We start from the raw sequence: 15306 nt of genomic DNA, 5'->3' as shown, positions 1-15306 counted from the left end.
CTGCGCATACCACCGAAGCATAACGGGGAAAGCGTACCGACAACACGGGCCAAGTCGCCTACCCGGACTCGCGCGCGAGATGACCCTGACTCAGTCCCGGGCCGATCGCCAGGCGACCCACAGGGTCCTGGCAGCGGGCACGGGCGCGGTAGCCGCGCCCGCGGCCAGACGCCGCTGGGCCAATGCGGCCCAGAGCCGCCGCACGCGGCTGGCGGCGCGCTGCTCCGGCCACTGGCGATAGAGCTCTGCCGTCCAGGTGGCAAGCGGGTCGCCGTCGCCCGCGCGGGCAAGCATGTCCAGCGGCACCGCCTGATCTCCCTCGTGCAGCATGCGTGCATGCAGCAGGTTGGCCGCGACCAGCCGCTGGTCCCCCGGCGCCGGCGGCGCGCGGAACAGGGTGGCGTCAATACCGGCGAACGCGGTCGCCAGCGGCGCCAGCGTGTCGAACGCAGAGGCGACGCTGTCAGGTCGCTCGCGGGTCGCGGCGAGAATCGGCAGCACATCGGCCAGCGACTGCCACGGTGCGTCGATCGGCTGAAGAACCGTGGCGATGGGGTGGCGCCGGGCCCCGCGGCGCCAACCGCTGAGCTCTTCCTGCCACCAACCCAGCTTGGCCCGTCCCGGGATCGGGTCCGAACCACCCCAGCCCGCGTCGACCAGCTCCTGCTGCAAGGTCGCCCAGGCAAGTGCCATCACGCGCTGATCGGCAGCGACAAACACCTCCGCGATGTTCCACTCGGGCCAGCGATTGCGCCATTTGGCGATGAAATCGGCCAGGGCGGCCGAATCATCCTCGCGCGCATCGGCGGGCCGATCGGTATCGACGGGAGGGGATTCGCTCATGGGACCGCCGGCCAGGTGGCGGGGTCCCCCAGTGCACGCGGATCGTCCACAAGCACATCTCCGCCCCACAGCGCCGGATCATCCCCGTCGAGTCGATAGCCCCAAAGGGCCACCACCGAGGGCATGCCTGCGGCACGCGCAGCGATGATGTCGCGCTCGTCATCGCCCACATAGACGCACGATTCGGGCGCGACGCCGAGCCGCTCGGCGGCGGCGGTCAGCGGAAGCGGGTCGGGCTTGCGCCTGGCAAGCGTGTCGCCGCCGATCAGCACGGCGCAGCGGTTCTGCCAGCCGAGCATCGGCATCAACTGCTGCGCCAGGTACTCGGGCTTGTTGGTGACAATGCCCCAGACCGTTCCGGCGGACTCCAGTTGTTCCAGTGCCGCTTCGATCCCGTTGAATGGTTTGCCGTAGCGACCCAGCTCGTCCGCGTAGCGGGTCAGGAACTCGGGAATCCAGCCTTCGCGCTCGCCGGCATCGACCTCCGGAAACGCCGCCGCGGCCATCGCCCGGGCGCCCTTGGATACATGCGGGCGCAGCTCGGCGATCGTCATCGGACTGCGCGATCTGGCCGCGCGCATCGCATTGACCGTGGCCAGCATGTCCGGCGCACTGTCCAGCAGGGTGCCGTCAAGGTCGAACAGGACCGTCCCGGGGAATGCCACGCTCAGTCGACCTTGCGCGCAGCGGCCAGATAGTTGACCCCGGTCCGGCTGGTCAGGCGGGCGGCGTTGCGCCAGGGCTCGTACATCAGGCCGCTGACGTCCTCCAGCTGCAGTCCTGCGGCGCGCAGCCAGCTGCCCAACTCGGAGGGCTTGATGAAGTCGCGGTAGCGGTGGGTGCCCTTGGGCAACACGCCGGCGACATACTCCGCGCCCACGATCGCCAGCGCGAACGCGGCCGGCGTGCGGTTGAGCGTGGACAGGAACAGCTGGCCGCCCGGCTTGAGCAGGGTCGCGCAGGCCTCGATGACCGCGCCCGGATCGGGCACGTGCTCGAGCATCTCCATGCAGGTGACCGCATCGAAGTGACCGGGCAGTTCGGCGGCCAGCGACTCGGCCGACTGCAGGCGGTAGGTCACTTCCGCGCCACTTTCCAGCGCATGCAGGCGGGCGACCTTGATCAGCTCCGGCGCCAGGTCGATGGCGGTGACGTGCGCGCCCTCGCCTGCCAGCGCTTCGCTGAGCAGACCGCCGCCGCAGCCGATGTCGAGCACCTGCTTCCCCGCCAGCGGAGCCCTCCTGGCCACATAGGCCAGGCGCGGTGGATTGAGCGCGTGCAGGGCCTTTTGCGGGCCCTGCGGATCCCACCAGCGGCTGGCCAGGGCGCCGAACTTGTCCAGCTCGGCCTGGCTGAAGTTGTCATCGCGCACGCTGTCGGGGGTGCTCATCGGGGGTGACTCCGGGTGTTCAAGCTTGGATCGCGGCGATCCGGGTGCGCCATTGGCGCGCGTTGGCAATCAGTGCCTGGCAATCCATGCCGACCAGTTCGCGCTGCTGCATCCGCGCCTTGCCGTCGATCCAGACATCGGTGACCTGATGGCGACCGGTGGCGTATACCAGTTGGGAGACGACGTCGTGGAGCGGCTGGGTTTCGATCTGCTGCAGATCCACGCAGGCCAGGTCGGCGCGTTTGCCCACCTCGATCGAGCCGATGCTGTCGTCCAGCCCCATCGCCCTCGCACCGCCCAGGGTCGCGGCCCGCAACGCGCTGACGGCACTGAATGCGGTCGCGTCGCCCGCGACGGCCTTGGCCAGCTGTGCGGCGGTGCGCATCTCGCCGAACATGTCCAGATCGTTGTTGCTGGCCGCGCCGTCGGTACCGATGGCGATGTTGATGCCGGCCTGCTCCAGCTTGCCGACCGGGCAGAAACCGGATGCCAGCTTGAGGTTGGATTCCGGGCAGTGCACCACGCTGACGCCGCGCTCGGCGCACAGGGCGATCTCGGCATCGGTCAACGAGGTCATGTGCACGGCGATCAGGCGGTCATTGACCAGGCCGAGACGGTCCAGGCGGGCCAACGGACGCTGGGCGTACTTCTGCAGCGACTCCTCGACCTCGTGCGCGGTCTCGTGCGTGTGCAGGTGCACCGGAATGTCGAGCTGGTCGGACAGCATCCGGATCCGCTCGAAGCTGGCATCGGACACGGTATAGGGCGCGTGCGGAACGAAGGCCATCGTCACCAGCGGATTGTCCCGCCACTGGTCGTGGACATCGATGGCGCGATCGAAGTACTCCGCATCCGTCTTCGCCCAGGCGGTAGGGAAATCGATGACCGGCAGGCCGACGCGCGCGCGGAAGCCGAGCTTCTGGTACGTCGCTGCCTGCACGTCGGGGAAAAAGTAGTTCTCGTTGGCGCAGGTGGTACCGCCACGAAGCATTTCCGCCACGGCCAGCGTCACTCCGTCGGCGACGAACTCCGGACCGATGACCTCGCCCTCGATCGGCCAGATGTGCTCCTGCAGCCACACCATCAAAGGCAGGTCATCGGCGATGCCGCGCAGCAGCGTCATCGGGTTGTGCGTGTGCGCGTTGACCAGACCGGGGATCAGCACCGAGCCCGGGCGCGCCACCGTTTCGCGTGCGTGGAAACGCTGCCTGGCCTCAGCCGTCGGCAACAACCCCACGATCGCGCCGTTGGATATGGCGACGGCGTGGTCCACCAGCACGGCATCACCCGGGGCGACCGGAACCACCCAACCCGCCTCGATCAGCAGGTCGCATTCGCGCGGCGCGGTATCGCTCATTACTTGACCCGGCTGACGTATTCGCCGGAGCGCGTGTCGACCTTGATGACTTCGTCCTGGGCCACGAACAACGGCACGCGCACGACGGCGCCGGTCTCCAGGGTGGCCGGCTTGCCGCCGCCGCCGGAGGTGTCGCCGCGCACGCCCGGATCGGTCTCGACGATCTTCAGGTCGACGAAGTTGGGCGGCGAGACAAAGATCGGGTTGCCGTTCCACAGGGTCACGACGCAGTCTTCCTCGCCCTTGAGCCACTTGGCCGCATCACCCACGCCGTTCTTGTCGGCCTGGACCTGGTCAAAGGACTCCGGATCCATGAAGTGCCAGTGCTCACCGTCCGTGTAGAGGAACTGCATGTCCGTATCCATCACGTCCGCGCCTTCCAGCGAGTCGGTCGCCTTCATGGTGACTTCCTGCGTGCGCCCGGTCTTGATGCTGCGGTACTTCACGCGGGTGAAGGCCTGGCCCTTGCCGGGCTTGATGAAGTCCGTATCAGTAATGACGCAAGGCTCATTATTGATCAGGATCTTCAGGCCGTTCTTGACGTCGTTCAAGCCATAGGTGGCCATCGGGAACTCCTGGAGTGTGGTGGAAAGCGGGATGCCGCGGGCCGCGAATTGGACGGCCCGCTAGAATGGACGGCTGCGCCGCGTGGACCGGTCGCAGGCAAACTGGATACGAATGATAACCGCACGCCCCTCGCCCATACAGCCAGACCCCGTTCCGCCGCGTTGGCAACAGTTGTGGCGCGACGCGGTGCGCGATCCGCGCGAGCTGGCAGGGCTGCTCGGCCTGGACCCCGACCGCTTGGGCATCAGCGACGCCGCGGCGAGCCAGTTTGCGCTGCGCGTGCCGCGCGGGTTCATCGCCCGCATGCGCGGCGGCGATCCGCACGACCCCCTCCTGCGTCAGGTGCTGCCGCTGGATGCGGAGATGCAGCCCAGCCCGGGATTCAGCCTGGACGCCGTCGGCGATGGCCCGGCCAACACCGGCACCGGAGTGATCCGCAAGTACCGCGGCCGCGCCCTGCTGGTCGCCACGGGCAGCTGCGCGATCAATTGCCGCTACTGCTTCCGTCGCCACTTCCCCTACGCCGAGCAGAACGCGTCGATCGGAGGCTGGGGCGATGCGGTCGCGGCGATCGCCGCCGACCCGGGCATCGACGAGGTGATCCTCTCCGGCGGCGATCCGTGGTCACTGGCCACCGCGAAACTCGCCGCGCTCACCGACGCACTGGCGGGCATGCCGCATATCCGTCGCCTGCGTGTCCACACCCGGCTGCCGGTGGTGCTGCCCGAACGGGTGGACGCGGAACTGGTCCAGTGGCTGGCCGACCTGCCCTGGCCGGTCGCGGTCGTGCTGCACGCCAACCACGCCAACGAGTTCGACGAAAGCGTCGACGCGGCGGTTGCACGCCTGCGTGGCGCCGGCGCCACGGTGCTCAACCAGGCCGTGCTGCTGCGCGGCGTCAACGACTCGGTGGATGCGCTGGCGGCCCTGAGTGAGCGCGGCTTTGCCGCCGGCGCGCTGCCCTACTACCTGCACCAGCTGGACCGCGTGCAGGGCGCCGCGCACTTTGAGGTAAGCGATGAGCGCGCGCTTGAACTGCACGCGCAGCTGGCCGCGCGCCTGTCGGGCTACCTGGTGCCGCGGCTGGTTCGCGAGGTCGCCGGCGACACCGGCAAACGTCCGCTGGCAACGCTCGCCGACACGAAACTGATCCCCGCGCGATAGCCGCGCCCGCTGGTCACCCCGCGGCGCAAAGTGACCCGACGCAAGTCTTGGGTGACACTCTTGCGCGATACTCGCCATCCAAGCACCTGGAAGGAACGCACAATGCAACTGGGGAAGGACAAGACGCTGCGCTTGATGATCGTTGACGACAGCGTCGATGACGCCGAGGCGATCGCCAACGGCCTGCGCAACAGCGGAATCGCCGTGCGCCCCAGTCGTCCCGAAACCCTGGACGAGCTTTCCGGCCTGCTGGCCAGCCAGCCGCTGGACCTGTTGCTGGTCGCCCGGAGCGCGCAGGGCATCCCGCTGGAACAGGTCGTCGCCCAGGTCGGCAGCAGCGGCAAGGACCTGCCGATGCTGGCGATGGTGGAGACCATGGATACCCGGCAGATGCTGGAAATGTCGTCGCTGGGCATCCGCGCCACCGTGCTGCGCGGCGAGCGCGCGCACATGGAGGCGGTGATCCGCCGCGAATGGAGCGACCTGGAAGGCCGCCGTGCGCTGCGCCGACTGGAATCGCAGGTCCGCGAAACCGACCGCCGCTGCGACGCCCTGATCGACTCGTCTCGCGACCCGATCGCCTACGTGCACGAGGGCATGCACATCCGCGCCAACAGCGCCTACCTGGAGGTGTTCGGCTTCGAGTCCTTCGAGGACATCGAGGGCATGTCCTTGCTGGACCTGATCGCGCCGCAGCACATCGATGAGTTCCGTGACCTGCTGAAGCGGCTGGGCAAGGGCGAGGCACCGCCGCCACGCCACGAAATCGAGGCCCGCACGCTCGACGGCACCGGCTTTCCGGCGGTGATGGAGTTCACGCCGGCCACCTACGAAGGCGAGGCCTGCCAGCAGATCGTGCTGCGCCGGCAGGAGCTGGACCCCGAGCTGGCCCGCGAGGTGGAGGAACTGCGCCATCGCGACCAGGTCACCGGCCTGCTCAACCGCGCCAGCTTCCTGCGCACGCTGGAGGACGCCGTCACCGACGCCGCCCGCGACGCCGGGCGCCAGGGGTTCCTGCTGGTGGAGCCCGACCACTACGCCCACCTGCTGCAGGACATCGGCCTGGACGCCGCCGACGAGCTGATCGCGGCGTGCGCGAAGCGGCTGCAGAGCGCATTGGGCGAGCACGACGTGGCCGCGCGTTTCGGCGAGCACCAGTTCGCCGTCCTCCGTCCTGACAGCGACTACCACGCCACCACCGCGCTGGCCGAGTCGATCCGCGCCGCCTTCGCAGACCACGTGCTGGAGACCGAGGCCCACTCGCTCAACGCCACCGTCAGCATCGGCGGCGTGCAGATCGGCCAGAAAATCGCCAGCGTCACCGAAGTGCTGGGCAAGGCACACGAAACGGTGCAGGCCAACCTGGCCGTTGGCGGCAACCGGGTGGACATCTTCGACCCGGGTGCGGTGGACCGCGCCGAACAGGAGCGCATCGAGGCCTGGGTGACCCGGATCCGCGACGCCATCGACGGCGATCGTTTCACCCTGCACTACCAGCCGCTGATCGGCCTGCATGGCGAGCCGATCGAGATCTACGATGCCTACCTGCGCATGCTCGGCGAGCACGGCGAGCTGGTGCCGCCGCCCGCGTTCCTGCCCATTGCCGAGGAGCACGGCCTGCTGTGGGAAATCGACCGCTGGGTGGTGGGCAAGGCGATCGCCGCCATTGGCGCGCGGATCAAGGCCGGGCACCGGACCACGCTCATGGTGCGCATCAGCGAGGTGTCGCTGCAGGGCGACAGCCTGGCCCAGCACATTGCCGAGCGGCTGGCCACGTTCGAGGCCGATGGCGCCCTGCTGGTGCTGCAGTTGCCCGAGTCCAAAGTGTTCACCCACCTCAAGGCGGCCAAGGACTTCCAGCAGCAGATGGCCGGGCTTGGTGTTCGCGTGGGACTGGAGCAGTTCGGCAGCGGCCTGAACTCCTTCCAGCTGCTGACCCATTTCGATGCCGCGTTCCTCAAGCTCGACCGCAGCTTCATGGAAGACCTGCCGGCCAATTCCGAATACCAGACGCGGATCCGCGAGATCGCCGCCAAGGCACGCGAGACCGGCCCGCAGACGATTGCCGAGTTCGTTCAGGACGCGGCCAGCATGAGCGTGCTGTTTGCCGCCGGCATCGACTATGCGCAGGGCCAGTTCCTTGCCGCGGCAGGGCCGGACATGGATTACAGCTTCGGCTGAGCGCGGCGGCCCGCCTCGGGCTCGGACCGGTCCAACAAAAAACCCGCCAACTGGCGGGTTTTTCTTTTGCCGAAAGGAGTCGATCAGGCGACGGTGCGCACCGTGTCCGCCCGCGCCCGCAAGGCGTTGATTCGCTCCTCCAGCGGTGGGTGGCTGAGCAGCAGGCGGCGCATGCCATGGCCGACCGCGCCGCTGATCCCGAACGCGGCCACCTGGTTGGGCAGGGTGTTGACGCCCTGGTTCTGGCCCAGCCTCTGCAACGCGGCGATCATCTTGTCGCGACCGGCCAGGCTGGCACCGCCGGCATCGGCGCGGAACTCGCGGTAGCGCGAGAACCACATCGCGATCATGTTCGCCAGCAGGCCAAACACCATGTCCAGCACGAACACGGTGATGTAGTAGCCAAAGCCCACGCCGCTGCTTTCGCGGTTGCCGCTCAGGTAGCTGTCGACGATGCGTCCGACGATGCGGGCCGCAACGATCACGAAGGTGTTGAGCACGCCCTGCACCAGCGCCATCGTCACCATGTCGCCGTTGGCCACGTGGCTGACCTCGTGGGCCAGTACCGCCTCGGCCTCGTCGCGGTTCATGGCGCCCAGCAGGCCGGTGGACACCGCGACCAGCGAGTTGTTGCGGGTCGGCCCGGTGGCGAAGGCGTTGATCTCGGGCGCCTCGTAGATGGCGACCTCCGGCATCTTGATCCCGGCCGCCTCGGCCTGCCGGCGCACGGTCGCCACCAGCCACTGCTCGGCCTCGTTGCGCGGCGTCTCGATGACCTGCGCGCCGGTCGAGCGCTTGGCCGACCACTTGGAGATCAGCAACGAGATCAGCGATCCGCCGAAGCCGAAGATCATCGCAAACACCAGCAAGGTGCCGTTGTCACCCAGCCGGATGCCGAAAACACCCTGCAAAACGCTCAACACCACACCCAGCAGCACCATCACTGCCAGGTTGGTGGCCAGGAACAATCCGATCCGCTTGAACATCGACACATTCCTTCCTGCGCGGGTTGCGCAGCCGTACCGCAATCTGTGGCACGCTCGGGCCGAATTCAAGAGCCAGCGACCTTGAGACACCATGGCGTCAGACCCGGATTGCCCGCCCTTGCCGAGCGGATCACTGCACGCGCGCGGGGCGGCGCCGGGCAGCGGCTACCGCGGCCGCTTCGCGCCCTCGCCAACCGGCCCCCTGCATGCCGGCTCGCTGCTGTCGGCGCTCGGCAGCTGGTTGCTCGCCCGCTCCGCCGGAGGCGAGTGGCTGGTCCGCATCGAGGACGTGGACCGCGGCCGCGAGGTGGCCGGCGCCGCCGCGTCCCAACTGTCCGCGTTGGACGCCTTCGGACTCCGCGCCGACGCGACGGTGGTGTACCAGTCGCAGCGCGAGCCGCTCTATCAGCGCGCCCTGCAACAACTGCTCGACGCCGGGCTCGCCTTCGAATGCCACTGCAGCCGCGGCCAGCTGGCCGCCGTCGGAGGAATCCACCGCCGCTGCGTGGCACGATCCAACCGGCGCGATCCGGCGATCCGTTTCCGGGTCGCTGATGACAGCGCGGTCGCCTTCACCGACCGGATCCGTGGGCACGTGCAGCAGCGGGTCGACCGCGAGGTCGGTGATTTCGTCATCCGCCGCGCGGATGGAAACTGGGCCTATCAGCTGGCCGTGGTGGTGGATGACGCCGCCCAGGGCGTCACCGACGTCGTCCGGGGCGCGGACCTGATCGGATCCACCGCGCGCCAGATCCTGCTCCAGCGTGCACTGGGGCTGCCGACCCCGCGCTACGCCCATCTCCCTTTGCTGCTGGACGCGGCCGGCAGGAAGCTCTCCAAATCCGAACGCGCGCATCCCCTGGACCCTTCGACTCCGATCCCCGCCGTTCGCAGCGCTTGGCGGATGTTGGGCCAGGACCTGTCCTGCCTTGCCTCGACCGGCGACGTGGAAGCGCTGCTGGAGCAAGTCGTCGCGAGCTTTGACCCCAGCCGGATCCCGATCCAGCCAATGCGGAGTGGACCGCTGCCGCTCTCGCACAAACGCTGACGCTCTGCTACACCTTAGATACCTGCGCCAGGCCTTGCCGGCCCGCCGCACCCGACAGCCGGGGCTGCAACCGGGACCTGTTCCGGTCCCCATCAAGGAGAACACCATGTCGCAACGAATCGCACTGGTCACCGGAGGCACCGGCGGAATCGGTACCGCCATCGTCAAGCGGCTCAGCAAGATGGGCCACAAGGTCGCGACCAACTATCGCGACGAGGCCCGCGGACGCGCCTGGCAGGAAAAGATGAAGGCGGAGGGTTACGAGGTCACCCTGGCCGCCGGTGACGTGTCCTGCCCCGACCAGGGCGCCGCCATGGTCCGCGATGTCGAAAAGCAACTTGGGCCGGTCGACATCCTGATCAACAACGCGGGCATCACCCGCGATGCCACCTTCCACCGGATGACGCCGCAGCAGTGGGACGAAGTGATCTGCACCAACCTCAACTCGTGCTTCAACGTCACCCGCGCGGTGATCGAGGGCATGCGCGAGCGCAAGTGGGGGCGCATCGTCCAGATCAGCTCGATCAACGGCCAGAAGGGCCAGTACGGCCAGGCCAACTACGCCGCGGCGAAGGCCGGCATGCATGGCTTCACCATCTCGCTTGCGCAGGAAAACGCGCGCATGGGTATCACCGTCAATACCGTGTCGCCGGGCTATATCGGCACCGAGATGGTGATGGCCGTGCCCGAGGAGATCCGCGAGAAGATCATCGCCCAGATCCCCACCGGTCGGCTCGGCACGCCCGACGAGATCGCCTACGCGGTGAGCTTTTTCGTGCCCGAGGAAGCCGGCTGGATCACCGGTGCGAACCTGTCGGCAAACGGCGGCCAATACATGGGCTGGTAGCCGAACAGGCGCCACCGGCGCTGTTGCAAGGCTCCGGGTGCTCCGCCATGCTGCAGGGCATCATTGCCGCAGGGACCTGTCGATGTCATCCAAGCGCGTCATCAAGAAATATCCGAACCGGCGTCTCTACGACACCCGCATCTCGAGCTACATCACGATCGAGGACGTGCGCCAGCTGATCGTCGATGGGGAAGAGTTCGAGGTCGTGGATGCGCGCTCCGGCGATGACCTTACCCGCCAGGTGCTGCTGCAGATCATCACCGAGCACGAACAGGATGGAGAGCCGATGCTCTCCACCGAACTGCTGAGCCAGATCATCCGCTTCTATGGCGACTCGCTGCAGGGCTACATGGGCAGCTACCTGGAGCAGTCGATGCAGGCCTTCCTCGACCAGCAGCAGCAGTTCCGCAAGCAGATCGGCAACGTGCTCGGCCAGACGCCGTGGACGATGATGAACCAGCTCACCGAGCGCAACATGACCCTGTGGAAGGAGTTCCAGAAGAACTTCTCCGCCAGCGTCGGCCAAGCGCCCAGGTCCGGGCGCAAGACCGACGAGCCGTCCGACTCCTGACCGGCGCCGTTACTGCGGCGCGCTGCCGCAGTATTTCTCGTAGAAGCCCAGCGCCTGCGGCATCAGTCCCTGCAGCGTCTGGATGCGGTTCGCCGGGTCCGGATGGGTCGAGGCGAACTCCGGAGGACGTGCACCGCCGCCGAGCTGCGACATGCGCTCCCACAAGGGCACGGCGGCACGCGGGTCGTAGCAGGCCGCGGCGGCCAGCATCAGCCCGATCTCGTCGGCCTGGGTTTCGTGGTTGCGCCCGTAAGGCAGGATCAGCCCGTACTGCGCGCCCGCACCCAGGGCGGCCATTACCATCTGTTGCTGCTGCGGATCCATGCCATCCACGGCCATGCTCGCGGCGATCTGGCCCATCTGCACCAGGTTCTGCTGGGCCATGCGCTGCGAGCCGTGACGCAACAGCGCGTGGGCGATCTCATGCCCCATCACCACCGCCATCGCGTCCTCGGTCTGGGTGATCGGCATCAGCCCTGTGTAGACCGCCATCTTCCCGCCGGGCAGGCAAAACGCGTTCGCCTCGTCGGACTGGATGACGCTGACGTCCCACTGGAAGTCCTTGTAGGTGGTAGGCGCCTCCTGCTGGTTCTGCGCGGCCAGATCGGCGGTGACCTGCGGCACTTTTTCGATCAGCCGGCTGGCAATGGCGCGGATCTCGCGACTGGCCGGCGCATCGGGAGGCAGCAGCGCGCCCTGGCCCTGCGCGTCGGCGCGCACCTGGCGATAGGCCTGTGCGCCCAGGTCGACCTCTTCACTGGTGCTGACGCCGTAATGCGCCGTCTCGCCGGTGTACGGATCGGTCTCGGCGGAGCCAAACCACTGCCATGCGGCGAACGCGGCGAATGCCACCAGGATCCACCAGCGGACGCCCACACCGCGGCGGCGCCCGGGTCCGGGCCGATTTCCCATGCGATCGGTGTTCATCGTGTTTCCTCAAAGGGGCCGGGGTGCAGCCGGCTCAGATCTCTCGCACCACGCGGAAGCCTACGCGCGCGTTTGTGGTGTTGGCGTCACTGGCCAGGCGCCAGGAGGAACGCGTCTGTTCCGGCGAGCTGGCCCACGAGCCGCCACGCACGACGCGCTCGCGGCAACCGGGATTGACCCAGGCCTTGCCGGTGGTGGGCGCGCGACGGTAACTGCCGTGCCAGCAGTCGCCGACCCACTCGCTGACGTTGCCCGCAACATCGAACAGACCGTAGCCGTTGGGCGCATAGCTTGCTGCCGGCGCCGGTCCCCAGGCGCCGTCCCCGTAGCCTTCAAACGCGTTGCGCCAATGGCGGCCGCTGGGGGAGGCATCCAGCGCGCCGGTGTAGTTGCCGCTGCCCTGCGGCGGGGCGCCCTCGCCCCAGGGAAATGGCCCCGGATTGCCGGCGCGCAGCATGTACTCGAACTCGGCCTCGCTGGGCAGGCGGTAACGGTGTCCGGTCTGGTCGGCCAGCCACTCGGCGTAGGCGTCGGCATCGCGCGCACTGACGTGGAGCACCGGCAATTCGTCCGCAGCCGGCTTGCCGGTGTAGTCGTGTCGCCAGTCCACGCCGTTGCGGCGGACGAGGTTGCCACTGCGTTCGTCGTAGATGGTCGAGTACCCGCGTCGCGCGGCACGCGTGGTGTATCCGGTCGCGGTGATGAAGCGGCGGAATTCGGCCACTGTCACCTCGTGGTGGGCGACCGCCAGGCCGCGGTCAAAACGGATGGTGCGCGCGGGACGCTCCGCGTCGGTGGCCTCGGGGTCGGCTTCGCTGGCGCCCATGCGGAACGCCCCGTGCGGAATCACCACCAGTGCCGGCCCGCGTCCGCCAAGACGCAAGGCCTCGGTAAACACCTGGCCGGGCCGGAATAGCCCGTAGTGGCTGGCAAGCTCGATGCGCTCGCGCAGTTCGACAGCGGCGGGATTGCCCTCGGGCGCGATGCGCAGCAGGTTCGCCAGGTGGGCGCGGGCGACATCCACCCCGCCCTCCGCGCTCAGCGCGGCGATGCCCTGGTCGCGCAGGCTGCCGATGCGCGCCAGGCGCACGCGCGCGATGTGGGCGCGCGCCCGGTCCACGGTGTCCATGTCCGGCCGCAAGCCGGCGGCCTTGTCGAGCCAATCCCCGGCCTGCCCGTAGTCGTCGGCCTCGGCGGCTTTTTCCGCGCGCCGGATCAGGGCGCTCTCGGCGGCAGCCAGTCCTTGCGTGGCCCGGGCATTGCCCGGTCGAAGTTCCAGCGACTGGCGAAACCAGCCGATCGCGCCGCCATCGCCCGTTTCGCCGATGTCATCCTGGTTCAGCGCCCGCTCGCCGCGCAGGCTGGCCTCCTGCGCCTGCTCGACGGTCTGCAGCTGGTCCAGATAGGCGACCACCCGCGGATCCTGCGCCGCCACGACGCGCAGCACCGAGCCAACTTCCTGCGCCTGGCGCAGCGCCGCAGGTTCGTCTTCGACCGCAGCCAGCATCGTGTCCGCACGGCTCACCAGCGCATCCACCGCCTCGCCGAAACCGCGCTGGACCTCCGGGTCATCCGGCGCGCTCTGGCGCAGGGCAAGGTACAGCGGAATCGCGCCAGCGCTATCACCATCACCGTCAGCGTCACCGTCACCAAACAGGCGGCCGGCTTCCAGCGCTTCGTGGGCTTGCGACTTGAGCTCGTCGGTATTGCCCTCGTCGACCTGGATGCTGGGCGCCTCCCATACGACCGCCTCGGGCATCGCCTCGTCGGGGCCGATCGTCACCACCGGCGCAGCGCCGCTGGCTTCCTTGCCGTCAGGCTGGTCGATCGCCCCGTCACTGCCGGATCGGGAGCACGCCGAGGCGAGCATAAGGGCTGCCATCAGCACCGCCACGATCAAGGCGACTCGGCCGTGCGGACCCTGCGCGAACGACGATGCGGCTGGCACTGGGTTGCGCAATCGTCCTCCTCGCCCGTGGGCTGTCGCGGTGGGGGCGCGCCGGTAAGGGCACGCTGAAAGTAGGCTATTGTCGCCGCTCCCGGCAACTCCCGTCTCCGGCTTACCGCACGTGACAGATTTCGCGACTTCTCCGCCCCGCTCCGCCAGCCCCGCACCGGTCTGGATCGACGATCCCCATGACCTCCGCGCGCACATGAGTCCTGCGCCCGGGCGCATCGGGGTGGACACCGAATTCATTCGCGAACGCACCTATTGGCCGAAACTGGCGCTGGTGCAGATCGCGCTGGAGCGCGACGGACAGCTCGAGATCCTGCTGGTGGACAGCATGGCGCCGGGTATCAATGAAGCGCTCGCGGCGATCCTCACCGATACGACGATCCTGAAGATCATGCACAGCCCCAGCGAGGACCTGGTGGCGTTCAAGCACGCGTGTGATGCGCTGCCGCGGCCGCTTTTCGATACCCAGCTGGCGGCCTCGCTGACCGGGGTGGGCGGCGGCATGGGTTACCAGAAGCTGGTGGAAAGCATCACCGGCGTGCCGCTGGCCAAGGGCGAGACACGCTCGGACTGGCTGCGCCGCCCGCTGTCGGCATCGCAACTGGAATATGCGGCCGACGATGTCCGCCATCTGTTCGAGCTGCACGATGTGCTGGAGAGCCTGCTGGAAAAGCAGGAGCGCAGCGGATGGCTCGCCGAGGACGCGGAGCGCACGCTCGCCAACGCCGAGATCGACGGGCTGGAACGCTGGCCGCACCTGTCCCTGCGCGGCTCGCAGTTCCTGGATCCCGATGCCCAACGCAGCGCCATCCGCCTGCTGCGCTGGCGCGACCGGTATGCCCGCGAGACCGACCGCCCGCGGGGCTGGATCCTCGACAACGAACTGGCGCTGCTGATCGCGCGCGAGCAGCCGACCAACCCCGAAGCGCTGCAGGCCCTGCTCGACGGCCATCCAAAGGCGCCGCGCAAACTGACCGGCGCCATCTGGGATGCCTTGCACACGCCCGTTGGCGAGGAGGACGGTGCGCCCGACGCGCGGGTCGCGGAAAGACGCGACAAGAACCGCCTGCGCGCATTGCAGGATGCCGTTGCTGCGCTCAGCGCGGATCTCGACCTGCCAGCCGGTGTGCTCGCCTCGCGCAAGCATCTGGAAAGCCTGCTTGACCATGGTGAGTGGCCCGACGCGCTCGCCGGCTGGCGGCAGGAAGTTCTCGAACCGGTATTGACGCCACTGCTGGAGCCGAAGCACTAGCGCTGGCGTCGCCGCCCCGTTAGACTTGGCCCCGCTTTCATGGGGCGGTAGCTCAGCTGGGAGAGCGCCACGTTCGCATCGTGGAGGTCAGGGGTTCGATCCCCCTCCGCTCCACCATGAAGCAGTCCGGATCGCGTCCGGAACCGTAAAGAGCCCTGCCATCCGCGCAGGGCTTTTTGCTGTGTGGGCGGTCAAACGCGATGAGGCGAATCTCCC

At 68.2% G+C, this 15306-nt stretch carries 14 protein-coding genes and 1 tRNA gene; 7 read left to right on the top strand and 8 right to left on the bottom strand.

All coding sequences use genetic code 11. The annotated features are described in order from the left end of the window. Window positions 1-90: 90 nt before the first annotated feature. Genes INQ41_RS05235 through efp form a run of 5 tightly spaced genes read right to left on the bottom strand, consistent with a single transcriptional unit; the run spans window position 91 to window position 4156 of the window. A complete protein-coding gene (locus INQ41_RS05235; protein WP_193986809.1) occupies window positions 91-843 on the bottom strand; it encodes a phytoene/squalene synthase family protein in 753 nt (250 codons plus the stop codon). Continuing rightward, window positions 840-1514 carry a phosphoglycolate phosphatase gene (locus INQ41_RS05230; RefSeq protein ID WP_228076781.1) on the bottom strand — a complete coding sequence of 225 codons (675 nt, stop codon included), beginning with the start codon at window positions 1512-1514 and terminating at the stop codon, window positions 840-842. Before INQ41_RS05230 ends, INQ41_RS05235 begins: the two co-directional genes overlap by 4 nt. After that, the gene (gene ubiG / locus INQ41_RS05225) at window positions 1511-2233 is read right to left on the bottom strand and encodes a bifunctional 2-polyprenyl-6-hydroxyphenol methylase/3-demethylubiquinol 3-O-methyltransferase UbiG (RefSeq protein ID WP_193986806.1); all 723 of its coding nucleotides are present in this window, start codon (window positions 2231-2233) and stop codon (window positions 1511-1513) included. Before ubiG ends, INQ41_RS05230 begins: the two co-directional genes overlap by 4 nt. Before the next feature lie 19 nt (window positions 2234-2252). Beyond that, entirely contained in the window at window positions 2253-3590 is a 1338-nt protein-coding gene (locus INQ41_RS05220; protein ID WP_193986804.1) for a TRZ/ATZ family hydrolase, read from the bottom strand. Then, window positions 3590-4156, bottom strand: a complete 567-nt coding sequence (gene efp / locus INQ41_RS05215; protein WP_193986802.1) for an elongation factor P — start codon at window positions 4154-4156, stop codon at window positions 3590-3592. Before efp ends, INQ41_RS05220 begins: the two co-directional genes overlap by 1 nt. Before the next feature lie 112 nt (window positions 4157-4268). On the opposite strand from efp, the gene epmB reads away from it, so the two are divergent. Both epmB and INQ41_RS05205 read left to right on the top strand, forming a co-directional pair. Further along, the gene (gene epmB / locus INQ41_RS05210; RefSeq protein WP_193986800.1) at window positions 4269-5321 is read left to right on the top strand and encodes an EF-P beta-lysylation protein EpmB; all 1053 of its coding nucleotides are present in this window, start codon (window positions 4269-4271) and stop codon (window positions 5319-5321) included. A gap of 102 nt (window positions 5322-5423) precedes the next feature. Further along, window positions 5424-7502 carry an EAL domain-containing protein gene (locus INQ41_RS05205; RefSeq protein WP_193986799.1) on the top strand — a complete coding sequence of 693 codons (2079 nt, stop codon included), beginning with the start codon at window positions 5424-5426 and terminating at the stop codon, window positions 7500-7502. Window positions 7503-7585: 83 nt separating this feature from the next. On the opposite strand, the gene htpX is transcribed toward INQ41_RS05205, so the two are convergent. Next, window positions 7586-8488, bottom strand: a complete 903-nt coding sequence (gene htpX, locus INQ41_RS05200; RefSeq protein WP_193986797.1) for a protease HtpX — start codon at window positions 8486-8488, stop codon at window positions 7586-7588. A 118-nt stretch (window positions 8489-8606) separates the two neighbouring features. Here htpX and gluQRS point away from each other — a divergent pair, with 118 nt between their 5' ends. The 3 genes from gluQRS to phaR all read left to right on the top strand — a co-directional run bounded on the left by gluQRS (window position 8607) and on the right by phaR (window position 10954). Next, a complete protein-coding gene (gluQRS, locus tag INQ41_RS05195) occupies window positions 8607-9536 on the top strand; it encodes a tRNA glutamyl-Q(34) synthetase GluQRS (RefSeq protein WP_228076711.1) in 930 nt (309 codons plus the stop codon). Window positions 9537-9642: 106 nt separating this feature from the next. Then, entirely contained in the window at window positions 9643-10383 is a 741-nt protein-coding gene (gene phbB / locus INQ41_RS05190; protein WP_193986793.1) for an acetoacetyl-CoA reductase, read from the top strand. Window positions 10384-10465: 82 nt separating this feature from the next. Further along, window positions 10466-10954: a polyhydroxyalkanoate synthesis repressor PhaR gene (gene phaR / locus INQ41_RS05185; protein ID WP_193986791.1), complete on the top strand. Its 489-nt coding sequence runs from the start codon at window positions 10466-10468 to the stop codon at window positions 10952-10954. 9 nt (window positions 10955-10963) lie between these two features. Here phaR and INQ41_RS05180 read toward each other — a convergent pair whose 3' ends face one another. Beyond that, entirely contained in the window at window positions 10964-11881 is a 918-nt protein-coding gene (locus INQ41_RS05180) for a M48 family metallopeptidase (protein WP_193986789.1), read from the bottom strand. Window positions 11882-11915: 34 nt separating this feature from the next. Continuing rightward, window positions 11916-13763: a formylglycine-generating enzyme family protein gene (locus INQ41_RS05175; protein WP_193986787.1), complete on the bottom strand. Its 1848-nt coding sequence runs from the start codon at window positions 13761-13763 to the stop codon at window positions 11916-11918. A 271-nt stretch (window positions 13764-14034) separates the two neighbouring features. On the opposite strand from INQ41_RS05175, the gene rnd reads away from it, so the two are divergent. Beyond that, window positions 14035-15090: a ribonuclease D gene (gene rnd, locus INQ41_RS05170; protein WP_193986785.1), complete on the top strand. Its 1056-nt coding sequence runs from the start codon at window positions 14035-14037 to the stop codon at window positions 15088-15090. 41 nt (window positions 15091-15131) lie between these two features. Beyond that, window positions 15132-15207: transfer RNA gene (locus INQ41_RS05165), tRNA-Ala, on the top strand. Window positions 15208-15306 lie beyond the last annotated feature (99 nt).

Source organism: Lysobacter ciconiae, from assembly GCF_015209725.1.
GTDB classification, from domain to species: Bacteria; Pseudomonadota; Gammaproteobacteria; order Xanthomonadales; family Xanthomonadaceae; genus Novilysobacter; species Novilysobacter ciconiae.
The sequence above is the reverse complement of the archived record's forward strand: the minus strand, read 5'-3'. Positions and strand labels throughout refer to the sequence as shown.